Consider the following 23,406-nt stretch of genomic DNA (forward strand, 5'->3'; position numbering starts at 1 on the left):
TTCGCGCGCCCGCTGGGCTGTGCCGTGCTGCTCGGCAGCCTGATGATGGCCGAGTACAGCCGCGCTGCCGATTGGCAGATCGACTTGCCGGCGCAGGCACTGAGCGACTCCATCGGCAGCCTGTCGCAGCAGGCCGGCGTGCAGGTGCTTTATGACGCCTCCCAGCTGGAGGGGCTCAAGGCTCCCGCGGTAGCCGGCCGCTACAGCATGCGCGAAGCCCTGGAGCACCTGCTCAAGGGCTCGTCGCTGGAACTGGTGGAGGCGGGCGACGGCTTTGTCGTGCGGCGCTCCGGCAAGGTCGACAAGTTCAGCGACAACGCCATGGAACTGGATTCGCAGACCATCGTCGGCAGCGGCCTGTCGGTGGACTCCAGCAATGTCGGCCGTTCGACCCTGACCCGCAAGGACATCGAGCGCATCCAGGCCGACAACATTCCCACCCTGCTGAAGACCCTGCCCGGCGTGACCATGGGCGGCTCGCCCAAGCCGGGCGGGCAGACCGTCAACATCTGGGGCCTGGGCGATGCCGAGGACGTGCCCTTCACCCTCGACGGCGCACCCAAGAGCGGCTTCGAGCGCTACCAGCAGGGCACCGTGTTCATCGAGCCGGAGCTGATCAAGCGCATCGAAGTGGAGAAGGGCCCGCACTCGGTCTACAACGGCAACGGCGGCTTCGGCGGCACCGTGCACATGGAAACCAAGGACGCGCCGGACCTGCTGCGCGACGATCAGAACGTCGGCGCCATGCTCAAGTACGGCTACCACTCCAACGACCAGCAGAAGATCTACAGCGGCGCCGTCTATGGCCGCACCGAGGACCGCAAGGTCGATGCGCTGGCCTACGTTACCGCCCGCGATGGCCGCGACATCAAGCTCGCCGGGCACATTCCCGACCCGTACAACAACTACCCGATCAACCCCAGCCGCCTGCCCAACAGCGCCCAGGACCTGGACGCCGGGCTGTTCAAGCTGAACCTGCACCCCAACCTCGACAACGACATCAGCCTGGCCTACAGCCGCTCCCACAGCACCCGCTGGACGCCGTTCTCCTCGGCCTCCTACCCGACGCCACCGACCCAGTCGAACATTGATCGCTACGGCTATGAAGCGGCGCTCAAGCGCCTGCTGGCGCACCGCGACACCACCGACACGACCTGGTCCGGCAAGTACGAATACCACCCTATCGACAACCCGCTGATCGACCTGATGGCGCAGTACTCCGAGTCGCACATCGACCAGACCGACGAGCGTAATCCGGACGCCTTCTTCCAGGTCTCCACCGGTGGCCGCAAGATGGATACCGACTACAAGGACAAGGTGCTGGAGTTGCGCAACACCAGCCTGTTCGCCACCGGCCCGGTACAGCATGCGTTCACCGTGGGTACCGAGTTCCACCGGCACACCCGCACCACCGACATGTATATCCCCGGCTCCACCTACAACACCGCGCGCTACAACTATGGGCACTTCCAGCCGACCTTCATGCCCAGCGGCAAGCAGAACACCAACAGCGCCTACATCCAGGACGCGCTGACCCTGGGCAGCGTGACCATCACCCCGTCGTTGCGCTTCGACCATGTGCGCAACCAGGGCAAGGACAATGACGCGCCGATCTACAACAACGCCGCGCAAGGCCACGACTACAGCTCGCAGACCTACAGCGGCTGGTCGCCGCGCCTCTCGCTGTTCTGGACGGCCACCGAGCGTCTGGGCTTCTTCGCCGACTACAGCCGCACCTGGCGTGCGCCGGTGATCGACGAGATGTACGAGGTGCAGAACAGCAGCACGGTCAGCGCCACCAGCCGCGACCTCGATCCCGAGCGCATTCATGCGCTGCGCTTCGGCTCGCTGGTCAACCTGCCGGACCTGTTCATCAATGGCGACAACCTGCAGGTGCGCACCACGCTGTTCCAGAACAAGATCAAGGACGAGATTTTCCGCACCCGCAGCGTCGGCTGCGAGCAGCAGGCCATCGACAACGGCACCATCTCCGGCAGCTGCGGCGACTACCTGCCGCTCTCCAACTACCGCAACCTGCCGGGCGTGACCTACAAGGGCTTCGAGATCGAGAGTTTCTACGACAGCCCCTGGCTGTTCGGCGGGCTGTCGTACTCGTGGGTGACCGGCAAGCACGACGGCGCCTACAGCAATCCCTGGGGGCCGAACGTGTGGGCGCGTGACGTGCCGCCGGCCAAGTGGGTCGCCACCCTGGGCACCAAGATTCCGGCGTGGGACGCGCAGATCGGCTGGCAGGGCGAGTTCGTCCGCCAAACCGACCGTCTGCCCAGCGACAAGTACAAGGGCGGCATGGGCACCAGCGTCGGCGACATCTTCTGGGACCAGACGGTCAACGACAGCTATGACACCCAGCGCGTCTTCGCCAGCTGGAAGCCGCGCCGCCTGGGCTTCGAGAATACCGAGCTGAACTTCACCGTGGACAACCTGTTCAACCGCGACTACCACCCGGCGCTGGCCGGCGACAGCGTCTACAGCCAGGGCCGCAACGCCAAGTTCAGCCTTACCCAGTGCTTCTGAGAGGCTTCCTGTCGACTGTGGGAGCGAGCTTGCTAGCGAGCGGATTTCCCGGCAGCAGCGGAGCAGGGCGGGTTCGCGAGCAAGCTCGCTCCTACGATCCGGCGTGCCCGTAGGGCGCATAAAGCGGGACGCTTTATCCGCCGATGGTGCTCACGGCGGATAACGCCGTTGGCGTTATCCACCCTACCAAAAGGCCTGCGCCAAGTACCAACGAAAACGGGCGCCCGAAGGCGCCCGTTTGCTATTGCAGGTATCAGGCTCAGGCAGCCGGACGCACCACGCGGTAGACCAGCGCACCGATCACGCCGCCCACCAGCGGGCCGACCCAGAACAGCCACAGTTGCTTCATGAACAGCGGGTCGGCGAAGATCGCCACGCCCAGGCTGCGCGCCGGGTTCACCGAAGTGTTGTCGATCGGGATGCTGATCAGGTGGATCAGCGTCAGCGTCAGGCCGATGGCGATCGGCGCAAAGCCCGCCGGGGCCAGCTTGCTGTCGGTGGCGCCCATGATCACGAACAGGAAGAACGCGGTCAGCAGTACTTCGGCCGTCAGCGCGGAGAGCATGCTGTAGTGGTCTGGCGAGCCTTCGCCGAAGCCGTTGGCGGCAAAGCCCGCCAGCGCGTCGAAGCCCGGTTTGCCGCTGGCGATGAAGTACAGCGCCGCACCAGCGAGGATGCCGCCAACCACTTGGGCGACGATGTACGGGACCAGCTCAGCGGTGCGGAAGCGGCCGCCGGCCCACAGGCCGAGGCTGACCGCGGGGTTGAGGTGGCAACCGGAGATCGGGCCGATGGCGTAGGCCATGGTCACGACCGTCAGGCCGAAAGCCAGGGCGACACCCAGGACGCCAATGGCGTGGGCGGCGAAGATGGCGCTGCCGCAACCACCGAACACCAGCCAGAAGGTGCCGATCATCTCGGCGGAAAGTTTGCGAAGCATGCTGCCTCCAGAGGCGGGGAGAGGTACCCGGAATTTGGGTGTAGGCATGCTAAGAGAAAGGGTCGGGGCGACTGGTGTAGGGGAAATCCTATGTGTGACGGGGCAAAAGCCGATCATGAAAGCCGAAGGCGGCGTAGAACACTGTAATCCCGTGCTCTACGACCGAATCAGACTTGTGAGCCGATCTGCTCCGCCCGCCGCAGCCAGCCCTGGCGTTGTTCCTCGCCCGAGCCGCGCACCGGGCTGAATTCCTCCAGGTGATGGAGGGCGATGCCGCAGGGCGCGAGGATGCAGCGGGTCATCTGCCGATGGGCCGGTGCGCCCTGACGCAGGCGGTAGTGCCAGTGCGTCTGGTCGTGGCTGACCAGCAGGTCGGCGCTGCGCCCGCCCAGCAAGGGTTCGAACTCGCGGGACTCCACCGAGCGGTAGCGGAAGGCGAAGCCGGGTTGCAGCACGCGGTCGAAGAAGCCCTGCAGCAGCGCCGGCAGGCCGCCCCACCAGACCGGGTAGACGAAGGCGATGTGCTGCGCCCAGTGGATTTGCCGCTGCGCTTCGAGCACGTCCGGTTCGAGGGATTGGCCCAGTTCATAGCCGCCGCGCAGCACGGGGTCGAAGTTCAGCTCGCCGAGCTTGAGCATGTGCACCACATGGCCCTTGGTGCGGGCGCCGTGGGCGTAGGCCTCGGCGAGCGCGTGGCAGAAGCCGCCCGGCTTGGGCGAACCCAGCACCAGCAGCACGCGCTTGCCGTCGCCTTCAAGGGGCGTGGCGCCATGCTTGACGGCTTCAACCATTCTGCCCGGCCTCCAGCATGGTTTCCGGGCGGACCCACTGGTCGAACTCGGCGTCGCTCAGGTAGCCCAGTTCCAGTGCGGCGGCGCGCAGCGTCTTGCCTTCGGCATAGGCCTTCTTGGCGATCTCGGCGGCCTTGTCGTAGCCGATGTGCGGGTTGAGCGCGGTCACCAGCATCAGGCCGCGGTCGAGATGCTCGCGCATCTTCGCGGCGTCCGGTTCCATGCCGGCGATGCAGTGGGTGTTGAAGTTGCGGCAGCCGTCGGCCAGCAGGCGTGCGGACTCCAGCAGATTGTGGATGATCACCGGCTTGTAGACGTTGAGCTGCAGGTGCCCCTGGCTGGCGGCGAAGGTGATCGCGGCATCGTTGCCGAAGACCTGGCAGGCGAGCATCGACAGGGCCTCGCACTGGGTCGGGTTGACCTTGCCGGGCATGATCGATGAGCCCGGTTCGTTGGCCGGCAGCTTCACCTCGGCGAATCCCGCGCGGGGGCCGGAGCCGAGCAGGCGCAGGTCGTTGGCGATCTTCATCAGGGCCACGGCCAGGGTCTTCATCGCGCCGGCGAGAGTCACCAGCGGTTCGTGGCCGGCGAGGGCGGCGAACTTGTTCGGTGCGGAAACGAAAGGCAAACCGGAAAGGTCGGCCAGTTCAGCGGCGATGGCCTCGGCAAACTCCTTCGGCGCGTTCAGCCCGGTGCCGACGGCGGTACCGCCCTGGGCCAGCTCGTAGACGGCCGGCAGTGCCGCGCGGAGGGCGCGCTCGGCATAGTCGAGCTGGGCGACGAAGGCGGAAAGTTCCTGGCCGAAGGTGACCGGCGTTGCGTCCATCAGGTGGGTGCGCCCGGTCTTCACCAGGTTGGCGTGGCGCGCGGCCTGCTGGGCGAGGCCGCCGCTGAGTTCGGCGATGGCCGGCAGCAGGTCGTTCTGCACCGCCTGGGCGGCGGCGATGTGCATGGCGGTGGGGAAGCTGTCGTTGGAGCTCTGCGCGCGGTTCACATGGTCATTGGGGTGCACCGGCTTCTTGCCGCCGCGGCCGTTGCCAGCGATCTCGTTGGCGCGCCCGGCGATGACCTCGTTGACGTTCATGTTGCTCTGGGTACCGCTGCCGGTCTGCCAGACGACGAGGGGGAACTGGTCGTCGTGCTCGCCCGCGAGCACTTCGTCAGCCGCTTCCTCGATCAGGCTGGTGATGTTCTCCGGCAGCTCGCCCAGCTGTGCATTCACGCGGGCAGCGGCCTTCTTGATCAGCGCCAGGGCGTGGACCACCGCCAGTGGCATGCGCTGCCCGCCGATGGCGAAGTTCTCCAGCGAACGCTGGGTCTGGGCGCCCCAGTAGGCGTCTTCGGGGACTTCTATGGGGCCGAGGCTGTCGGTTTCGGTGCGGCTCATGGTGCTTCTCCGGAAAAGGGTCCCGGCCAGTTTAGGCCGCCACGGGGCTTCCGGGTTCCACTCTGGCTCAATGGCCGTGATAGAGCGGTTTCAACGACGCGCCGGGTTACCAGCGGGCGTGAGTGGCGCCGATCCAGCCGAGCGCGCCGTTGACCGGCACCAGTTCGCCGCCGGCTTCGCGCAGGGAGCCGTCGAAGCGGCCGAACCACTGGCTGGTCTCGGCGAACAGCGGGCCCAGGCGCGGGCTGGCGCGATGCAGCTTGCGCGGAGTGAAGGTGAGGTCGACACGCTCGTCGGCATCTCGCAATTGCCACGGCGACAGCGGGTCGTGGGGAACCTGGTGGATCTCCACAGGGCCGGCCAGCGCCTGCAGTTCGCCGCCGAACCACAAGGCGTTCTCGCTCAGGTGGCTGTTTTCCGTCCAGCCGGCGCCGAAGTTGCCGGCGATGCCGCCGGGCGCTGCGAAGGCGGCGCGGGTCCAGCGGGTGTGGAAGGGCCAGACGCCGCGGCCGAAATCCAGCGCGGCGAAGCTCTGGCCCTCGCTGCAGCGGTAGGTCTTGTGGCCGAGGCTGAGGCTGCCGCTGATCGGCAGGCCCATCTGCCGGCTGCAGGCGTGGAAGCACTTGCCGCTCATCGGCACCACCAGGTTGACCGACTCCAGGTGCGCCGGGCGCTGTACTTCCAGGGAGAGGTTGAGCGGCTGGCCCCCCAGGTTCGGCGCGCAGGCGGTGATGCGCAACTGGCCCGGCTGCTCGTCGAAGCCCAGGCTGAGCTGGCCATGCGCGAAACGGTGGCTCTGATTCGGCATGTCCGGCAGGTGGCAGCCCAGGCCGAACGGGCTGAACTGGGTGCGGTGCACCGACTGTCCGGTTTCCAGGTCGAGGAAGTACACGGCGCCGTAGCCCAGGTAATCGAGGTCGGCGATGGTGATCGAGAGCATCCAGCCCGGCGCGTTGATGCACCAGTGGTTCCAGCGCTTGCGCCGGCCGGCGTTGCCGGAGAGCTGGCAGAGCGTCTGTGGCCGCGACGACCAGCCCACGGCCGCGCTGTTCAGGCGGCCGCGCGCATCGCACAGGGGCGGTGCGGCGATGGAAGTCGGCGGGTGGCTGAGGGTGTTCATCGGTCACATCCATGTGGCAACGCGCCGCAGCATGCCGTTTCATGAACTGTCCTACAAGAGAAGCCGGTCACTTCCCGCTCAATTGGCACTCACTTGAGCGCATTCCGAACTTAGGCGCAGAATGGCGGGTCCGACACGGACACCCTTCAGACTCACAGGACTGCCCCATGACCGTTCTTCGTTCCCTCTGCACCGCAGCACTTCTGGTTGGCTTCAGTTCCGTGGCACTGGCTGATGCCAACGCCGAGGCGGAGAAATTCCTCAAGCAGGTGCACGCCGACAAGCTGACCGTGCCGGTCTACGCGCAAGTCCAGCAGATGCTCGCCCAGCGCTTCGCCCAGGCCAAGGCACCGGACAGCAAGAAGGCCGTGCTCGACCGCTACCAGGCCAAGGCCAACGCCGAGCTGGACCGTGCCGTGGGTTGGGACAAGCTCAAGCCCGAACTGGTCAAGCTCTACACCAGCAACTTCAGCGAGTCCGAGCTCAAGCAGCTGAACGATTTCTACGCATCCCCCCTGGGCCGCAAGGTGCTGGAGAAGATGCCGCGCCTGACCGCCGAATCCGCCCAGCTGACCCAGGCCAAACTGCAGACCGCGGTGGAGCCGGTGAACAAGCTGATGGCCGACATGGACAAGGAACTGGGCGTGAAAGCCCCGGCCGCTCCGGCCAAGAAGCCCTGATCGTCCTGATTACCACTTGCCTGAACCGTACTGATTGCCAGCGAGACCCGACATGAGCATGCGTGACCGACTCCAGACCGCCCTGGGCGCCCTCGAACCTCAGCACCTCGACGTGCTGGACGAGAGCCACATGCACAGCCGCGGGCAGGAAACGCACTACAAGGCGGTGATCGTCAGCCCGGCGTTCACCGGGCTGAACGCGGTGAAGCGGCACCAGAAGGTCTATGCCACGCTCGGCGAGCTGATGGGCCAGATCCATGCGCTGGCTCTGCACACCTACACCCCCGAGGAGTGGGCGCAGCAGGGACAAGCGCCGGATTCGCCGACCTGCCGTGGCGGCAGCAAGCACGATCTTCCGCATTGATCGGCTGCCGGATGCGGGCTTCGTCCCGCTCCGGTAGAATGCGACACCCAGCGCCGGCTTCTGCCGGCGCTGTCATTTTCAGCTGTTCGTTTCAGCTCTTGTTGATAAAGACCCGGTCCGCCCTTTACGCGGGCGACCACTGGAGTGATGCATGACCACCGAAAGAATCGTCGTCGCGGCGTTATACAAGTTCGTCTCCCTGCCCGACTACGTCGCCCTGCGCGAGCCCCTGCTGCAAACCCTGCTGGAAAACGGCGTGAAGGGCACTTTGCTGCTCGCCGAAGAGGGCATCAACGGCACCGTCTCCGGCACCCGCGCCGGTATCGACGGCCTGCTGGCCTGGCTGCGCAACGACCCGCGCCTGGCCGATGTGGACCACAAGGAGTCCTACTGCGACGAGCAACCCTTCTACCGCACCAAGGTCAAGCTGAAGAAGGAAATCGTCACCCTCGGCGTGCCTGGGGTGGACCCCAACGCCAAGGTCGGTACCTACGTCGAACCCAAGGACTGGAACGCGCTGATCTCCGACCCGGAAGTCCTGCTGATCGACACCCGCAACGACTACGAAGTGGCCATCGGCACCTTCGAGGGCGCCATCGACCCGAAGACCAAGTCGTTCCGTGAATTCCCCGACTACATCCGCGAGCACTACGATCCGGCCAAGCACAAGAAGGTCGCGATGTTCTGCACCGGCGGTATCCGTTGCGAGAAGGCCTCCAGCTACATGCTCAATGAAGGCTTCGAAGAGGTTTTCCATCTCAAGGGCGGCATCCTCAAGTACCTGGAAGAAGTGCCCGAGGCCGAAACCCTCTGGCGTGGCGACTGCTTCGTGTTCGACAACCGCGTGACCGTGCGCCATGACCTGAGCGAAGGCGACTACGATCAGTGCCACGCCTGCCGCAACCCGATCTCGGTCGAGGACCGCGCCTCCGAACATTACGCCCCCGGCATCAGTTGCCCGCACTGCTGGGACTCGCTCTCGGAGAAGACCCGTGCCAGTGCCCGCGAACGGCAGAAACAGATCGAGCTGGCGCGCCAGCGCAACCAGCCGCACCCCATTGGCCGTGATCCCCGCGCGGAGAACTGATCCATGACCAGTCGCCTGCTCTACGTGATGGACCCGATGTGCTCCTGGTGCTGGGGCTTTGCCCCGGTTGCCCAGGCACTGGCAGAGCAGGCGCGCACCGCCGGCGTGCCGCTGGCACTGGTGATGGGTGGCCTGCGCACGGGGCAGGGCGCGGCATTGGAGCCGACCACCAAGCGCTACATCCTCGAACACTGGGAAGCGGTGCACCGTGCCACTGCCCAGCCGTTCCGCTTCGAAGACGCGCTGCCTGATGGCTTCGTCTACGACACCGAGCCGGCCTGCCGCGCCATCGTTACCGCGCGCCGCCTCGATGAAGACTGCGCCTGGGCGCTGGTCGGCGAAATCCAGCGGGCCTTCTATGTGCAAGGCCGCGATGTCACCCAGGCCAGCGTGCTTACCGAACTGGCCGAACAGGTCGGCCTGCCGCGCATCGAATTCGCCGAAGCCTTCGACAGCCAGGATAATCACCTGGCAACGCTCGCCGACTTCTCCTGGGCCCGCGACCTGGGCATCGCCGGTTTCCCCACGCTGCTGGCCGAGCGCGATGGCCAACTGGCCCTGCTGACCAACGGCTACCAGCCGCTGGGCGAACTCGCGCCGCTGCTGGCGCGCTGGCTGGAGCGTGGGCGGCATGCCTGAGCTGTCCGCTGACCGCCTGAGCTGGGCGGAGATTCGCCGGCTCGCTTTCCGTCATCGCAAGGCCCTGCTCCTCGCCAACCTGGTCGCCGTGCTGGCCACCGCCTGCAGCGTGCCGATCCCGCTGCTGCTGCCGCTGCTGGTGGACGAAGTGCTGCTGGGCAAGGGCGACGCTGCCCTCCAGGTGATGAACCTCTGGCTGCCCGCCGGCTGGCACAAGCCCGCCGGCTACATCGGCCTGATGCTGCTGGTGACCCTGGTGCTGCGCAGTTGCGCGCTGGTGTTCAACGTGCTGCAGGCCAAGCTGTTCGCGCGGCTGTCCAAGGACGTGGTGTACCGCATACGCTTGCGCCTGGTCGAGCGTCTGAAGCGCATCGCCCTGAGCGAGTACGAGACTCTCGGTGGCGGCTCGGTCAGCGCACACCTGGTGACCGATCTCGACACCCTCGACAAGTTCGTCGGCGACACCCTGAGCCGCTTCCTGGTGGCGTTGCTGACTTTGTGCGGCACCGCCGGCATCCTGATCTGGATGCACTGGAAGCTGGCACTGCTGATCCTGCTGTTCAACCCGCTGGTGATCTTCGCCACGGTGCAACTGGGCAAGCGCGTGAAGCACCTGAAGAAGCTGGAGAACGACAGCACTTCGCGCTTCACCCAGGCCCTGACCGAAACCCTCGAAGCCATCCAGGAAGTGCGCGCCGGCAATCGCCAGGGCTTCTTCCTCGGCCGCCTCGGCGTGCGCGCCCGCGAAGTGCGTGACTATGCCGTCGCCTCGCAATGGAAGAGCGATGCCGCCGGGCGCGCCAGCGGCCTGCTGTTCCAGTTCGGTATCGACCTGTTCCGCGCTGCGGCCATGGTCACCGTGCTGTTCTCGGACCTGTCCATCGGCCAGATGCTGGCGGTATTCAGCTACCTCTGGTTCATGATCGGTCCGGTCGAGCAATTGCTCAGCCTGCAATACGCGTATTACGCCGCCGGCGGTGCGCTGGCGCGGATCAACGAGCTACTGGCCCGCGCCGATGAACCGCATTACGAACATCGCCGCGATCCGTTCGCCGGGCAGAGCAGCGTCGGCATCCAGGTGCGCGACTTGAGCTTTGCCTACCGCGATGAGCTGGTGCTGGACGGTCTCGACCTGGATATCGCCCCCGGCGAGAAGGTTGCCATCGTCGGCGCCAGCGGCGGTGGCAAAAGCACCCTGGTGCAGTTGCTGCTGGGTCTCTACCAGCCGCAGTCCGGGACCATCCGCTATGGCGGCGCGGCGCTGGAGGAGATTGGCCTGGACTGCGTGCGCGAGCATGTCGCCGTGGTCCTTCAGCATCCGGCGCTGTTCAACGACACGGTGCGCGCCAACCTGACCATGGGCCGCGAGCGCGGCGACGAAGCCTGCTGGCGCGCCCTGGATGTGGCGCAGCTGGCGGACACCATTCGCGCCCTGCCACAGGGGCTGGAGAGCGTGGTCGGGCGTTCCGGCGTACGCCTCTCCGGCGGCCAGCGGCAGCGCCTGGCGATCGCTCGCATGGTGCTCGCCGAGCCGAAGGTGGTGATCCTCGACGAGGCTACCTCGGCGCTGGATGCCGCCACCGAATATGCCCTGCACCAGGCTCTGCAGCGCTTCCTCGAAGGCCGCACCACGCTGATCATCGCCCACCGCCTGTCCGCGGTGAAACAGGCCGACCGCGTGCTGGTGTTCGACGGTGGGCGCATCGCCGAGGACGGTGATCACCAGCAACTGATCGCCGAAGGCGGGCTCTACGCTCGCCTGTATGGCCACCTGCAGCAGGGCTGATCAGCCGTAGCGGGTGACTTCGAGGAAGGCCACGCAATTGCCCAGATCGTGGAAGACCCGCGCGCCGCCAATGTCGTTGTAGGGAATGCCCAGCAGCAGGTCGAGCAGGCAGGCGTCGCTGCGGTAATGCGGGCGCCAGTCGAGCAGCCCTTCGAGGTAGGCGATGTCCGGTACGCCGGGCAGGAAGTTGCCCATCAGCAGGCGACCGCCAGGCAGCAGGCGGGCGAACAGGTTGCGCGTCAGGTCGCGGGCGTCGTGGTCGTCGAGCACTTCGTACAAGCCGGGGGAGTAGATCAGATCGAAGCGGGTGAGGTCGGGGCGGCCGTAGAACAGGTCGTCCAGGGTGCACTGCTGCGTCAGCACACCGAGCGCGGCGTAGCAGGCCTCCACGGTCTGCAGCGACAGTGTCTGGGTGTCGAGGGCAACGAACTCGCGGAACTGACCGTGGCGCAGCGAGCGTGCCAGCTCGACCTCGCGCAGGTGTCCGCAGCCCACGCAGAGGATGCGCGCCTGGCCGCTGAGCTGATCGCAGCAGCGGTCGATCTCTCGCGCCAGCAATTGGCGGCGCGAGCGCAGTGCGCGAGACGCAGGGGCGGAGCTGGCGTAGCGGAACAACTCATCGGTTGGTCCGTCGGGCAGCAGTGAGCGCAGGGTGCTGTCGATGCCGTAGAGATAGTCCATCAGCACGGCGTTGCCGGCGCCTTCTCCCATCGGCCGTTCACGGCGCCGGGGGAAGGGCACCACACGCGGTGCTGCGGACGGCGGCGCGCCACCCGTGGCGAGCGCCAGCAGGTCGGCCTCGTCATCCCTCAGGTGACGCAGATGCTGTTCGAGTTGCTCGATGGCTTCGGTAAGCGAGTTCGGATTCTGCTGGGTGCCGTTGTCCATGCCGTCCACCTGAGAGAATGCTCAGTGATAAGAAAGCGCCACCGGCCTGGCCGGTGATCCGTCCAACACCTTAGGGGGCAGTTGGCCCCGGGCCATCATCTGAATGAATGACGGCCGCGAAAACTCAGCGCTGCCCGAGCCGCACCAGCAGGCTGACCAGTTCGGCCTGGCGGCTGGTGTTGGTCTTGCGGAACAGCGCGCGCAATTGGCTGCGTACCGTATTGATCGAGGTGCCGAGCTGGTCGGCGCAGTGTTCGGGTGTCAGGCCGCGTACCAGCAGGGCGCCCAGGCGCTGTTCGGCCGGGGTGAGGCCGAACAGGTCGCCCAGCAGACCGCTCTGGCGGTGCGCATCGAGCAGCGCCAGCAGCACCAGCGGGCGCTGGAAGGGCTGGTTGAAGCTTGCTTCGGCAGGCACCGGGGTGACCAGCAGCTCCTGCCCGCTGCCATCGTCCAGCGGTAGCCAACCGGCCTTTGCCTTGCCGGCGCGTGGCGCGGCCTGGCGCACCAGCGCCTGGAGCCTCGAGTCGTGCTGGCGGCAGTGCAGGCGGCCGAAGACTTCATGGAACAGCCCGGCGCGCTGCCCGAGCCGTTGCCGCGCCGCCTGGTTGGCGTAGAGCACGCGGGCATTGCCCTCCAGCAGCCACAGCGAGGTGGGGAGCCGGTCCAGCAGCAGGTCGCGGTGGGCCAGTTGCTGGCGCATCTCATCGATGCGTCCGAACATCCGTGCCGCACGGGTCAGATGCTCGCTCAGGCGGGTCAGCAAGGTTTGTTCCTGCGTATCTGGATAGCGAGCGCCGAGGCTGGTCAGCACCGACAGGTAGACGCCGCAGTTGGCCTGTTCGTTGAGCTTGAGGCAGGACACGTTGTGCATGCCGTTGGGGCGCTGGAACTCCTGGTAGTACGGATCGCGGGCGATGCGCTGCGGGCCGTACTCGTCGCGATCGTGGTACCAGTGGCCTACCGGGCGGTGGAGCATGAACCCCTTGGACGGGTCGATGGTGCAGAACTCGCGGTTATAGGTTTCGATGGCGCCGGGATCGCAGAGGTTGATCTCGCTCGCCAGCGCGCCGCTCTCGGTCTGGTCCCAGAACAGCAGGGCGCCTTGCTGACGGCCGCTGGCGCAGATCAGCTCGGTGAGCAGCGGCAGCCAATTGGCCTCATCGAGCACGCACTCGTAGGTCAGGCCCACCAGCCGGTCGTACTGCATCTCCATATCCCGCTGCGGCATGGTCGCTCCATCGGTTGCTCGCGGATTGCACTTTGCACGATCGACTGAGGTATGGCACATGGCCTTAGCTGTCGCAAGGCCACTAATCGGCTGTTCGCGGCTAGTACCTGGCAGGCGACCAAGGCATTTTCCCTGCACGTTCCCGACATTTTCCGCCGGACGGCGGGTATCTAGCCGACCAAGCGTCATGCCGTCTGGTTTGTGGATTTCCCGTGATCGGCTAGAAGTTAAGAAGGGGCGGCCTGACAGAGATGTCCCCGAGGCGGAGAGGGTAACTCCGCCCTGTGGCCTGGCAGGGATCAGAAGAGGGAAGTCGAAACTGGTTATGGATGCAATGGGACTCTTGCCGACCCGGCGTACGACGCGTCTGCTCAAGCTGGTCTGGCCCTTCATGGTCGTGGTCCTGCTGCAGACGCTGATCGGCAGCGGCAGCTTCTTCATCCTCTCTGGCGTGCGCGCTTACGTCGGCGGTGAGAGCCTCTGGTCAAAGGGTCAGAAGGACGCCATCCATTACCTGCAACTCTACGGCCAGAGTCGGGACAGCGCGGATTACGCGCGTTACCGCGCCGCCATCGCCATTCCCCAGGGCGACCGGACCTTCCGCGCCGCCCTTGACCTCAATCAACCGGACTTTGCGCTGGCTCGCGCCGGAGCGTTGCAGGGCGGTATCCATCCCGACGACATTGGCGTGCTGATCTGGCTGTACCGCTACTTCCACGAGTACAGCTACTTCGATCAGGCGGTGAAGATGTGGATCATCGGCGACGCCTATCTCGATCAGTTGGAGCAACTGTCCGAGGAGATGAATGCGAGGATCCGCGCCAATGACGTCCGCCCGGGCGACCTGAGCTACTGGAACAGCCGTATCCAGGCGATCAACGACGGCGTCACACCGGCGGCCATGGCCTTCTCGGCCGCGCTGGGGCAGGGCTCGCGGATGATCATGTGGGTGCTGCTGGTCACCAACGGCGTCACTGGCCTGGCGCTGATCCTTCTGGCCGTGTGGCGCACGCGCAAGCTTCTGCACCAGCAACGCGCCTTCGAAAGTGCCCTGGACACTGAGCGGGAGCGCGCGCAGACCACCCTTGCGGCCATCGGCGACGGGGTGGTCACCCTCGACGAACATGAGTGCATCGCCTACTTCAACCCCGCGGCGGAGCGCCTGATCGGCTGGGACAATTCCATGGCTGTCGGCCTGCCGCTGCGCTCGTTGCTACGGGTGCTCGACGAGAGCTCCCAGGTTGAGGGCCTGCCGCTGGTCGGGCAGATCCTGCGTGGCGAAGTGGACGGCGGCAGCGAGACCAGCAAGCTGATCCAGCGCCTGGATGGCACCAGTGTGGCGGTGACCCTGGTGGCCACGCCGATCCATGCCGACAGGCGGGTGGTCGGCGTGGTGCTGGTGCTGCACGACATGACCCGCGAGCGCCAGTACATGGCCAGCCTCTCCTGGCAGGCGACCCACGACGCGCTGACCGGCCTGACCAACCGCCGCGAATTCGAATTCCGCCTCAAGCAGGCGCTGGAAAGCTCGGCGGACTCCCACGACCAGCATTCGCTGATGTACCTGGACCTGGACCAGTTCAAACTGGTCAACGACACCTGCGGCCACGCCGCCGGCGACGAACTGCTGCGCCAGGTCTGCTCGGTGTTGCAGCAGTGCCTGCGTGACGGCGACACCCTCGCGCGCCTTGGTGGCGACGAGTTCGGCATCCTACTGGAGCATTGCCCGCCGGACATGGCGGTGCAGATCGCCGAGCGCATCCGCCTGACCGTCCAGGCCCTGCATTTCATGTGGGAAGGCCGTGGCTTCAACATCACCGTGAGCATCGGTGTGGTGCACATTTCCGCCATGCTGGTGTCGGTGGAGGAGGCGCTGCGCTGCGCCGACATGGCCTGCTACATGGCCAAGGAGAAGGGCCGCAACCGAGCCCAGGTGTTCCGCCCGGATGACACCGAGTTGTCCAACCGCGTCGGCGAAATGGCCTGGGTGCAGCGCATCCGCCTGGGGCTGGAGGAAGAGCGCTTCTGTCTCTACGCCCAGTCGATCTTCCCGGTCGACGACAGTGTGATGGAAGGCGCACACGTCGAGTTGTTGCTGCGCCTGAACGACGAGTGCGGCCGGCTGGTGGCGCCGATCAACTTCATCCCCGCCGCGGAACGCTACGGCCTGATGCCGGACATCGACCGCTGGGTGGTCGAGAACGCCTTCCGGACCCTGGCCGAGCGCATCGCCGATGGTGGTTACGAACCGATCCACACCTGCGCCATCAACCTCTCCGGCGCTACCATCGGTGACGACACCTTCCTCGATTTCCTCCGCGAGATGCAGCCGCGCTATGGCATCGAGCCGTCAAGCGTGTGCTTCGAGATCACCGAGACCAGCGCCATTGCCAACCTGGTCAACGCCACGCGCTTCATCCAGGAGCTCAAGGCCCTCGGGTACCGCTTCTCCCTGGACGATTTCTGCGCCGGCATGTCCTCCTTCGTCTACCTCAAGCATCTGCCGGTGGACTATCTGAAGATCGATGGCAGTTTCATCAAGGACATGCTCGAAGACCCCATCGACCGTGCCATGGTCCAGGTGATCAACCAGATCGGCCACGTGATGGGCAAACGCACCGTGGCGGAGTTCGTCGAAACGCAGGAAATCCTCGAAGTCCTGCGCGAAATAGGCATCGACTATGCCCAGGGTTACGGCCTGGCTCGGCCGCAACCCTTCAATCGCAGCTTCCTGCGTGAGACGCACGTCTCAGTCGTGGCAACCGACACAACCTCCGGACGGTGACGCGCAGCCTATAGGGGACTAACCTGAGGCCTGATTTACCGGTGCTCGCATGGATCGACCAGCACGGAGCCTTGGATGAACGACACCTTTGTTCGAAGTGGGCCGCTCAAGGAGCTTTCCAGTTATCCGCACTGGGCGCAACGCCTGGTGCAGGAGTGCGAGATCAGCCGCCTGGCGGTGGTGGGCCATCCACTCTACGCTCGCATGCGAGACGGCCACCTGAGCCGGCAGACCATGCGCGCCTTCCTCATCGGCGGCTGGCAGGTAGTCGAGCAGTTCCCCCTGTACATGTCCCAGAACCTGCTCAAGACGCGCTTTGGCCGCAGCCCCGGCGAAGACATGGCGCGGCGCTGGTTGATGCGTAACATTCGCGTCGAGCTCAATCACGCTGATTACTGGCTGCACTGGGCCGAGGCTTACGGCGTGACCCTCGCCGAGCTCAAGGCGCAATTGGTGCCGGCGGAGCTGCACGCCCTCGGTCATTGGTGCTGGCACACCTGCGCTACCGACGATCTGGCGCTGGCGATGGCGGCCACCAATTACGCCATCGAAGGTGCGACGGGGGACTGGTCGGCACTGGTCTGTTCCCTGGATACCTACGAACGCACCCTCCCGAGTGGCGCCCGCAAGGACGCCATGCGCTGGCTGAAGATGCACGCCCGCTACGATGACGATCACCCCTGGGAAGCGCTGGAGATCATCTGTACCCTCTGTGGCCCGCAGGTACCGGTGCCGCGTGTGCTGGCGCTGCGCGAGGCCGTCTGCAAGAGCTACGGCTACATGCGCATGTTCCTTGACCACTGCCTCGCGCTGGAACAGGCGCAGGGCGGGGCGCGGCGCACTGCTTCGATGAAGGCGGCGGGGTAGTCTTCACCCGCGCTCAGGTCTCTGTCGGCATGGGAGCGGGGTGATGCCATCCCCTCACCCTGGCTGTGCACCCCTTTGCAGAGGGAAAGGGGGCGGTTCGGTGTGATGGCCTGCCTCGGTGCCTGCCGGATAGCCGCCTTAATGACCCTTTTCCCCGGGGGCACGCCGGGCGCCCCCTCTTTCTCGGCAGAGGGCCGAGGTTAGGGGCGCTTCCAGCGCTCGGTGATCCAGCTTCAAGGCACGAGAATGATCTTCTCGCTGCTGCCTTCGTTGATCTCGTGATAACGCTGGATACCCTCGCTCAGTGGCACTTCGCGCAGGCCGCCGGGCAGCGGCAGCCTGCCGTCGTCGAACCACTGGCCGAACTGGCGCAGCATCGCGGCGCAGGCGACCGTGTCGTACAGCAGCGAATTCACCCCCACCACCGAACCGCCTCGGCGATACAGCGCCAGGGCCGGCAACTGCACGTGGCCGTCCACTGGCGCGGCGATGATAGCGATACGGCCGAAGGTGGCGAGGGCGGAAACGGCGGCCGGCAGCCAGAAACCGGTGGTATCGAAAATCACCTCGGCGCCGCCGGGGAAATGTTCGTCCACCTGCGCCGCCAGCGTTTCCGCGGAGTCCAGCAGGAGGCTCGGGATGCCTTGGGCCTGCAGTTCCACCTGCGACTCGGCGCGCCGCACTGCGCCCAGCACCTGCGCGCCTCGGGCCTTGGCCAGGGAGATGGCCGCCGCGCCGACAGCGCCGGAGCCGATCACCAGCAGGCGCGTCCCGTTGCCGACCTGGCTACGCTCCAGGGCATCCCAGGCGGTGGTGAAGGGGACGCCGCAGCTGGCGGCCTGGGCGAAGCTCATGCGCTCTGGCATCAGCGCCACGCCGCCGAGCGGTACGCTCATCAGTTGGGCGTGACTGCCATTGCGGGTGAAGCCCAGGCCCTTGCCGGTGCCCCAGACGGATTTGCCGAGCAGCTCGGTCGGGCCTTTCACCACGGTGCCGGCAAAGTCGCGGCCGGGCACGCGGGGCAGGGTCGTGTAGGGGAAGCGGCCGAGGACATTCTTGACGTCGCTGGGGTTCAGGCCGGCGGCGTGGACTTCCACCAGCACCTCGTCGGTGGCGGGCACCGGATCGGCGATTTCGGTGAAGCTCAGGGCGGCGAGGTCGCCGGTGCGGTCGAATTGCAGGGCTTTCATGGCACGGGTCCTTGGCAAGCAGTGGGAGATGGGATCAGTGGAACCAGCGGGTCAGCAGCGGCAGGGCGTTCTCGCCGATCTGCATGCCCAGCAGGCCGACCAGCGCCACCAGCGGCGGCGCTGGCGAACGGAAGTCGAGGAAGTGGTAGGCCAGGCCGACGGCAATGCCGATGGCCAGGGAGATCAGGTAGCTCATGTGTCCTCCGTGGATCGCTCCGGCGGCTGGATGGGATAGGGGCAGTCTAGGGACTGCTGGAGGGTGTCGCCGGTCAGGGACTTCGGAATATCGGACAGATGTCGGTGGGGAGTATGGGATGGGCGTGCACCCGCGTAGGAGCGGACTTCGTCCGCGATGTGCCTGCCTTGCTCTGAAGTTTCCTGCGTCGCTTCGGCGTGTGCTGATGGATTGGGTTTCGCCTCTCGGCGAGTCCCTTTTGTCAAACGCCACAAAAGGAACCAAAAAGTCTTGCCCCTCCATCCGGTTTTTCGCYTAGGCGAAAAATTCCCTCGTTGAAMGGGGCAGTCCGGAGTGTGCGGATACTTCTCTGGAAGTCTTCCAGAAGCCGGAGCCAGAGCCGAAGCGTGGAGCATGCTTTTCCTGTAGGAGCGAGCTTGCTCGCGAACCCGCCCCGTGCCGGCGCTGATCGCGGATCACGAAGAAGCGCCGCTCCCGAAACGATGCGCTACCGGGCGCAATACTCCGAAGGCGCCACGCCCAGCTCGCGCCGGAACATCTCGCTGAAGCTGCCCGGCTGGTACCCCAGACCATGGGCGATCTGGCTCACCGGCATACCCTCGTTGAGTTGCGCCACCGCCGTGGCCAACTGCACCTGCCGCCGCCACTGGGCGAAGCCCATGCCCAGGCTGCGCTGGAACAGGCGGGCGAGGGTGCGCACGCTGGCGCCGGCGTCGGCGGCGTGCTGCTCGAAGGAAATCTCCTGGCTCGGCTTGGCCATCACCGTCAGGCACAGGTTCAGCAGGCGGCGGTCGGAATCCTCCGGCAGCGGTACGCGCAGCAGCAGGCTTCGGGCTCTTTGCAGCTCCAGCACGGCCAGTTGCGACAGCGCCTGGTAGTAGTCAGTGTCTGGCTCGCGCTCGTGCTGCACCAGCGTGACGATCAGCTCGCGCAGCAGCCCGCCGACCTCGAATGCCTGCACCTGCTCACCCAGCGAGTCCGCCGTGCCCGGCCGCAGATAGATGTTGCGCATCTGCAGCTCGCTGACCACGCGGATGCCGTGGGGCACCTGGGGCGGCAGCCAGACGGCACGATTGGGCGGCACCAGCAGCGCTTCGGAGGGGGTCTCCAGCCACATCACCCCGGACATCGCATAGAGCACCTGCCCCCAGTCATGGGAGTGCGGCTCGATGTGCAGGCCGCGCGGATAGCTGCGGGCGAGGGCGCGCAGTGGAGCGGGCGTGGCGTCGAAATCGGGGGGAGCGGCGCGGGCCATGGGACGATTCGGGCAGGGGAGATGGGCCGCATGGTAGCCGCCGCGTGACGGCCTGACGAGTACGCGGCACTCGCACTGGCACGCCGGCGCTCCACCTTGTCACGAATTCTTTACGGTGCGGCGGCATGCCGCACGGGGCTTTGGGCGACGTAAGGATTTCTTGCCGCGCCGCGGCTCCCGTGGCCCCGGTAACGCCCCGCCGGTGGCTTGTTCCAAAGCGCCGCGACGGTTGTGATGAAGGTATTCCAAACGCCTGGACGGCCCCTGCGCCGAACCAGCCGATAACGACAACGAGGAGGCCGGATGAACGCCGTGACCAAGATCGAGCAACACAACCCCATCGGCACCGACGGCTTCGAGTTCGTCGAATTCACCGCCCCCGACGCCCAGGGCATCGAGCAACTGCGCCAGCTGTTCACCGGCATGGGCTTCACCGAGACCGCCAAGCACCGTTCCAAGGAAGTCTTCCTGTTCCAGCAGAACGACATCAACATCGTGCTCAACGGCAGCCCCACCGGCCACGTCCACGAGTTCGCCAGGAAGCACGGGCCGAGCGCCTGCGCCATGGCCTTCCGGGTGAAGAATGCCGCCCAGGCCGCCGCCTACGTCGAGTCCCAGGGCGCCAAGCTGGTGGGCAGCCACGCCAACTTCGGCGAGCTGAACATCCCCTGCGTCGAGGGCATCGGCGGTTCGCTGCTGTATCTCGTCGACCGTTATGGCGACAAGAGCATCTATGACGTCGACTTCGAGTTCATCGAAGGCCGCAGCGCCACCGACAACGCCGTCGGCCTGCTGTGCATCGACCACCTGACCCACAACGTCAAGCGCGGCCAGATGGACGTCTGGTCCGGCTTCTACGAGCGCATCGCCAACTTCCGCGAGATCCGCTACTTCGACATCGAAGGCAAGCTCACCGGCCTGCTGTCCCGCGCGATGACCGCGCCCTGCGGGAAGATCCGCATCCCGATCAACGAGTCGGCGGACGACAAGTCGCAGATCGAGGAATTCATCCGCGAGTACCACGGCGAAGGCATCCAGCACATCGCCCTGTCCACCAACGACATCTACGAAACCGTGCGCCAGCTGCGCGCCAACGGCGTGGACTTCATGAGCACCCCGGACACCTACTACGCGAAGGTCGATACCCGCGTCGCCGGCCACGGCGAATCCCTGAAGGACCTGCGCGATCTGAACATCCTGATCGACGGCGCGCCGGGCGACGACGGCATCCTGCTGCAGATCTTCACCAACACGGTGATCGGCCCGATCTTCTTCGAGATCATCCAGCGCAAGGGCAACCAGGGCTTCGGCGAGGGCAACTTCAAGGCCCTGTTCGAATCCATCGAGGAAGACCAGATTCGCCGTGGCGTGATCTCCGATCAGTAAATCGCTAGCAGGGTGGCTGCGCGTAGCGTGGCCACCCTCGGAGAAACGCCATGCTCACCCTGTACTCCTACTGGCGCTCCAGCGCCGCCTACCGTGTGCGCATCGCGCTTGGCCTCAAGGGCCTGGCCTACCGCCAGGTGCCCGTGCACCTGGTGAAGGACGGCGGCCAGCAGCACGCTGCCGACTACAAGGCGCTCAATCCCCAGGAACTGGTGCCGCTGCTGGTGGACGTTGACGCGCGCATTGCCCAGTCCCTGGCCATCCTCGAATACCTCGACGAAACCCATCCGCAACCCGGCCTGCTGCCGCGCGATGCGCTGCAGCGTGCGCAGGTTCGTGCACTGTCCCTGCATATCGCCTGCGACATTCACCCGCTGAACAACCTGCGTGTGCTGCAGTACCTCAGCGGCCCGCTGGCGGTGGCGGACGAGGCGAAGACGGCATGGATTCGCCACTGGGTCGAAACCGGCCTGCACGCGCTGGAGGAGGGCGTAACCAACTGGAGCGGCCCGCTATCCCTCGGCGAGCGTCCCGGCTACTTCGAGGCCTGCCTGATTCCCCAGCTGTACAACGCCCGTCGCTTTGACTGCGACCTCTCCGGCTGCCCGCGCCTGCTCGCCATCGCCGCGCGCTGCGAGCTCCTCGAAGCCTTCCAGCAGGCCGCCCCGGAGGTGCAGCCCGACGCCCAGTAACCCTGTAAACCAGCCTTCCCGCTCCACCGCTCTTTAGCCTTGCCTTGCCCGCACCGCCTGGCCACAAGCCGGGCGGCCGAATCCCGTCACAGATAAAAACAACAGGTGACGCATGACGCGTGAAACTCAACACGCAGGCCAGCTCCAGCGCGGCCTGAAGAATCGCCATATCCAGCTGATCGCCCTCGGCGGCGCCATCGGTACCGGGCTGTTCCTCGGCTCGGCCGGGGTGCTCAAGTCCGCCGGCCCGTCGATGATCCTCGGTTATGCCATCGCCGGCTTCATTGCCTTCCTGATCATGCGCCAGCTCGGCGAAATGATCGTCGAGGAGCCCGTGGCCGGCTCCTTCAGCCACTTCGCGCACAAGTACTGGGGCGGCTTCGCCGGCTTCCTCTCGGGCTGGAACTGCTGGGTGCTGTACATCCTGGTGGGCATGTCGGAGCTCACCGCGGTGGGCAAGTACATCCACTACTGGTGGCCGGACGTACCGACCTGGGCGACGGCGGCAGTCTTCTTCGTGGTGGTCAATGCGATCAACCTGTTCAACGTGAAGGCCTTCGGCGAGGCGGAGTTCTGGTTCGCCATCATCAAGGTCGCCGCCATCGTCGGCATGATCGCCCTGGGCTGCTACCTGCTGGCCAGCGGCACCGGGGGCGAGCAGGCAACCGTGAGCAACCTGTGGGCCCACGGCGGCTTCTTCCCCAATGGCATCAGCGGGCTGGTGATGGCCATGGCGATCATCATGTTCTCCTTCGGCGGGCTGGAGATGCTCGGCTTCACCGCCGCCGAGGCCGACCAGCCGAAAAAGGTGATCCCCAAGGCGATCAACCAGGTGATCTACCGCATCCTGATCTTCTACATCGGCGCGCTCACCGTGCTGCTCTCGCTGACCCCATGGGACAGCCTGCTGCAGACCCTCAACGCCTCCGGCGACTCCTACAGCGGCAGCCCCTTCGTACAGATCTTCTCGATGATCGGCAGCGGCACCGCGGCGCACGTGCTCAACTTCGTGGTGCTCACTGCCGCGCTGTCGGTCTACAACAGCGGCACCTACTGCAACGGCCGCATGCTGGTGGGCCTGGCGGAGCAGGGCGATGCCCCGCGCGCGCTGGCCAAGGTGGACAGCCGTGGCGTGCCGGTACGCTCGCTGATGGTCTCCGCGGCGGTGACCTTCCTCGCCGTGCTGGTGAACTACCTGGTGCCGGCCCGCGCGCTGGAGCTGCTGATGTCCCTGGTGGTCGCCGCGCTGGTGATCAACTGGGCGATGATCAGCCTGGCGCACCTGAAGTTCCGCGCGCACATGGATGCCGAGGGCAAGCGCAGCGCCTTCCGGGCCGTCGCCTATCCGGCGGCCAACTGGCTGTGCCTGGGCTTCTTGGTGTTCATCCTCGGCGTCATGCTGCTCACGCCGGGCATCCAGATCTCGGTCTACGCGATCCCGGTGTGGTTGCTGGTGATGTACGGTTGCTATCGCCTCAAGCGCCAGCCGGCGGCGCACAGCAGCGCCAGCGCCGCGCTGGCTGACTGACCTGGCGGCCTGATCCTACGTTGGGTCGAGCCGCGCGCGATTGACCGCGTGGCCCGATCCTT

Annotated in this window: 20 protein-coding genes; 11 read left to right on the plus strand and 9 right to left on the minus strand. The window is 66.0% G+C overall.

Going from position 1 to position 23,406, the window contains the following annotated elements; all coding sequences use genetic code 11:
• Positions 1-42 precede the first annotated feature (42 nt).
• Positions 43-2,535, plus strand: coding sequence for a TonB-dependent receptor (locus tag A9513_RS31525; protein WP_304362957.1), 2,493 nt, complete (start codon positions 43-45; stop codon positions 2,533-2,535).
• Between the two features lie 259 nt (positions 2,536-2,794).
• Here A9513_RS31525 and aqpZ read toward each other — a convergent pair whose 3' ends face one another.
• The 4 genes from aqpZ to A9513_RS31545 all read right to left on the minus strand — a co-directional run bounded on the left by aqpZ (position 2,795) and on the right by A9513_RS31545 (position 6,773).
• Positions 2,795-3,475 carry an aquaporin Z gene (aqpZ, locus tag A9513_RS31530; protein ID WP_024764377.1) on the minus strand — a complete coding sequence of 227 codons (681 nt, stop codon included), beginning with the start codon at positions 3,473-3,475 and terminating at the stop codon, positions 2,795-2,797.
• A gap of 167 nt (positions 3,476-3,642) precedes the next feature.
• Complete coding sequence (locus A9513_RS31535; protein WP_024764376.1) at positions 3,643-4,266, minus strand: NAD(P)H-dependent oxidoreductase; 624 nt, start codon at positions 4,264-4,266, stop codon at positions 3,643-3,645.
• Entirely contained in the window at positions 4,259-5,653 is a 1,395-nt protein-coding gene (locus tag A9513_RS31540; protein ID WP_024764375.1) for a class II fumarate hydratase, read from the minus strand. Before A9513_RS31540 ends, A9513_RS31535 begins: the two co-directional genes overlap by 8 nt.
• A gap of 106 nt (positions 5,654-5,759) precedes the next feature.
• On the minus strand, positions 5,760-6,773 hold the full coding sequence (locus A9513_RS31545; RefSeq protein WP_065086439.1) for a DUF2804 domain-containing protein: 1,014 nt from the start codon (positions 6,771-6,773) through the stop codon (positions 5,760-5,762).
• A gap of 167 nt (positions 6,774-6,940) precedes the next feature.
• Between A9513_RS31545 and A9513_RS31550 the strand changes: the two genes are divergently transcribed.
• From A9513_RS31550 to A9513_RS31570, 5 genes are all read left to right on the plus strand, one after another.
• Positions 6,941-7,453 (plus strand): DUF2059 domain-containing protein, encoded by a 513-nt coding sequence (locus A9513_RS31550; protein WP_017517659.1) that lies wholly within the window; start codon positions 6,941-6,943, stop codon positions 7,451-7,453.
• 52 nt (positions 7,454-7,505) lie between these two features.
• A complete protein-coding gene (locus A9513_RS31555; protein ID WP_037010396.1) occupies positions 7,506-7,817 on the plus strand; it encodes a BolA family transcriptional regulator in 312 nt (103 codons plus the stop codon).
• Between the two features lie 151 nt (positions 7,818-7,968).
• Positions 7,969-8,904, plus strand: coding sequence for a rhodanese-related sulfurtransferase (locus tag A9513_RS31560; protein ID WP_065086440.1), 936 nt, complete (start codon positions 7,969-7,971; stop codon positions 8,902-8,904).
• A gap of 3 nt (positions 8,905-8,907) precedes the next feature.
• Positions 8,908-9,543 (plus strand): DsbA family protein, encoded by a 636-nt coding sequence (locus A9513_RS31565; protein ID WP_024764371.1) that lies wholly within the window; start codon positions 8,908-8,910, stop codon positions 9,541-9,543.
• Positions 9,536-11,329 (plus strand): ABC transporter ATP-binding protein, encoded by a 1,794-nt coding sequence (locus A9513_RS31570; protein ID WP_065086441.1) that lies wholly within the window; start codon positions 9,536-9,538, stop codon positions 11,327-11,329. Before A9513_RS31565 ends, A9513_RS31570 begins: the two co-directional genes overlap by 8 nt.
• Here A9513_RS31570 and A9513_RS31575 read toward each other — a convergent pair whose 3' ends face one another.
• Together A9513_RS31575 and A9513_RS31580 are read right to left on the minus strand one after the other, a co-directional pair.
• Positions 11,330-12,217 carry a class I SAM-dependent methyltransferase gene (locus A9513_RS31575; protein ID WP_065086442.1) on the minus strand — a complete coding sequence of 296 codons (888 nt, stop codon included), beginning with the start codon at positions 12,215-12,217 and terminating at the stop codon, positions 11,330-11,332.
• A 124-nt stretch (positions 12,218-12,341) separates the two neighbouring features.
• Positions 12,342-13,445 (minus strand): helix-turn-helix transcriptional regulator, encoded by a 1,104-nt coding sequence (locus tag A9513_RS31580; protein ID WP_065086443.1) that lies wholly within the window; start codon positions 13,443-13,445, stop codon positions 12,342-12,344.
• 334 nt (positions 13,446-13,779) lie between these two features.
• Here A9513_RS31580 and A9513_RS31585 point away from each other — a divergent pair, with 334 nt between their 5' ends.
• A complete protein-coding gene (locus A9513_RS31585) occupies positions 13,780-16,230 on the plus strand; it encodes an EAL domain-containing protein (protein WP_065086444.1) in 2,451 nt (816 codons plus the stop codon).
• Between the two features lie 75 nt (positions 16,231-16,305).
• Positions 16,306-17,097, plus strand: coding sequence for a TenA family transcriptional regulator (locus A9513_RS31590; RefSeq protein ID WP_065086445.1), 792 nt, complete (start codon positions 16,306-16,308; stop codon positions 17,095-17,097).
• 233 nt (positions 17,098-17,330) lie between these two features.
• Here the strand turns inward: A9513_RS31590 and A9513_RS31595 are convergent, their stop codons facing one another.
• The 3 genes from A9513_RS31595 to A9513_RS31600 form a co-directional block, all read right to left on the minus strand.
• Positions 17,331-18,287 carry a zinc-binding alcohol dehydrogenase family protein gene (locus tag A9513_RS31595; protein WP_065086446.1) on the minus strand — a complete coding sequence of 319 codons (957 nt, stop codon included), beginning with the start codon at positions 18,285-18,287 and terminating at the stop codon, positions 17,331-17,333.
• Positions 18,288-18,321: 34 nt separating this feature from the next.
• Positions 18,322-18,483: a DUF1427 family protein gene (locus A9513_RS35300; protein WP_081754002.1), complete on the minus strand. Its 162-nt coding sequence runs from the start codon at positions 18,481-18,483 to the stop codon at positions 18,322-18,324.
• Positions 18,484-18,970: 487 nt separating this feature from the next.
• Entirely contained in the window at positions 18,971-19,738 is a 768-nt protein-coding gene (locus tag A9513_RS31600; protein ID WP_065086447.1) for a helix-turn-helix domain-containing protein, read from the minus strand.
• A 303-nt stretch (positions 19,739-20,041) separates the two neighbouring features.
• On the opposite strand from A9513_RS31600, the gene hppD reads away from it, so the two are divergent.
• From hppD to A9513_RS31615, 3 genes are all read left to right on the plus strand, one after another.
• Positions 20,042-21,124: a 4-hydroxyphenylpyruvate dioxygenase gene (hppD, locus tag A9513_RS31605; protein ID WP_024764364.1), complete on the plus strand. Its 1,083-nt coding sequence runs from the start codon at positions 20,042-20,044 to the stop codon at positions 21,122-21,124.
• Between the two features lie 50 nt (positions 21,125-21,174).
• On the plus strand, positions 21,175-21,816 hold the full coding sequence (gene maiA, locus A9513_RS31610) for a maleylacetoacetate isomerase (RefSeq protein WP_065086448.1): 642 nt from the start codon (positions 21,175-21,177) through the stop codon (positions 21,814-21,816).
• A gap of 112 nt (positions 21,817-21,928) precedes the next feature.
• Positions 21,929-23,344 carry an amino acid permease gene (locus tag A9513_RS31615; protein WP_065086449.1) on the plus strand — a complete coding sequence of 472 codons (1,416 nt, stop codon included), beginning with the start codon at positions 21,929-21,931 and terminating at the stop codon, positions 23,342-23,344.
• Positions 23,345-23,406 lie beyond the last annotated feature (62 nt).

Source organism: Pseudomonas sp. AU12215, from assembly GCF_001675465.2.
Taxonomy (GTDB): Bacteria; Pseudomonadota; Gammaproteobacteria; order Pseudomonadales; family Pseudomonadaceae; genus Pseudomonas; species Pseudomonas nitroreducens.

Coding starts and splice junctions, on each gene's coding strand:
- A9513_RS31525 (WP_304362957.1), top strand. CDS start 43: ATGATGGCCGAGTACAGCCGCGCTGCCGATTGGCAGATCGACTTGCCG.
- A9513_RS31590 (WP_065086445.1), top strand. CDS start 16,306: ATGAACGACACCTTTGTTCGAAGTGGGCCGCTCAAGGAGCTTTCCAGT.
- A9513_RS31580 (WP_065086443.1), bottom strand. CDS start 13,445: ATGCCGCAGCGGGATATGGAGATGCAGTACGACCGGCTGGTGGGCCTG.
- A9513_RS31540 (WP_024764375.1), bottom strand. CDS start 5,653: ATGAGCCGCACCGAAACCGACAGCCTCGGCCCCATAGAAGTCCCCGAA.
- A9513_RS31585 (WP_065086444.1), top strand. CDS start 13,780: ATGGGACTCTTGCCGACCCGGCGTACGACGCGTCTGCTCAAGCTGGTC.
- A9513_RS35300 (WP_081754002.1), bottom strand. CDS start 18,483: ATGAGCTACCTGATCTCCCTGGCCATCGGCATTGCCGTCGGCCTGGCC.
- A9513_RS31535 (WP_024764376.1), bottom strand. CDS start 4,266: ATGGTTGAAGCCGTCAAGCATGGCGCCACGCCCCTTGAAGGCGACGGC.
- A9513_RS31555 (WP_037010396.1), top strand. CDS start 7,506: ATGAGCATGCGTGACCGACTCCAGACCGCCCTGGGCGCCCTCGAACCT.
- A9513_RS31575 (WP_065086442.1), bottom strand. CDS start 12,217: ATGGACAACGGCACCCAGCAGAATCCGAACTCGCTTACCGAAGCCATC.
- hppD (WP_024764364.1), top strand. CDS start 20,042: ATGAACGCCGTGACCAAGATCGAGCAACACAACCCCATCGGCACCGAC.
- A9513_RS31560 (WP_065086440.1), top strand. CDS start 7,969: ATGACCACCGAAAGAATCGTCGTCGCGGCGTTATACAAGTTCGTCTCC.
- A9513_RS31570 (WP_065086441.1), top strand. CDS start 9,536: ATGCCTGAGCTGTCCGCTGACCGCCTGAGCTGGGCGGAGATTCGCCGG.
- A9513_RS31615 (WP_065086449.1), top strand. CDS start 21,929: ATGACGCGTGAAACTCAACACGCAGGCCAGCTCCAGCGCGGCCTGAAG.
- A9513_RS31545 (WP_065086439.1), bottom strand. CDS start 6,773: ATGAACACCCTCAGCCACCCGCCGACTTCCATCGCCGCACCGCCCCTG.
- A9513_RS31550 (WP_017517659.1), top strand. CDS start 6,941: ATGACCGTTCTTCGTTCCCTCTGCACCGCAGCACTTCTGGTTGGCTTC.
- A9513_RS31595 (WP_065086446.1), bottom strand. CDS start 18,287: ATGAAAGCCCTGCAATTCGACCGCACCGGCGACCTCGCCGCCCTGAGC.
- aqpZ (WP_024764377.1), bottom strand. CDS start 3,475: ATGCTTCGCAAACTTTCCGCCGAGATGATCGGCACCTTCTGGCTGGTG.
- A9513_RS31600 (WP_065086447.1), bottom strand. CDS start 19,738: ATGGCCCGCGCCGCTCCCCCCGATTTCGACGCCACGCCCGCTCCACTG.
- maiA (WP_065086448.1), top strand. CDS start 21,175: ATGCTCACCCTGTACTCCTACTGGCGCTCCAGCGCCGCCTACCGTGTG.
- A9513_RS31565 (WP_024764371.1), top strand. CDS start 8,908: ATGACCAGTCGCCTGCTCTACGTGATGGACCCGATGTGCTCCTGGTGC.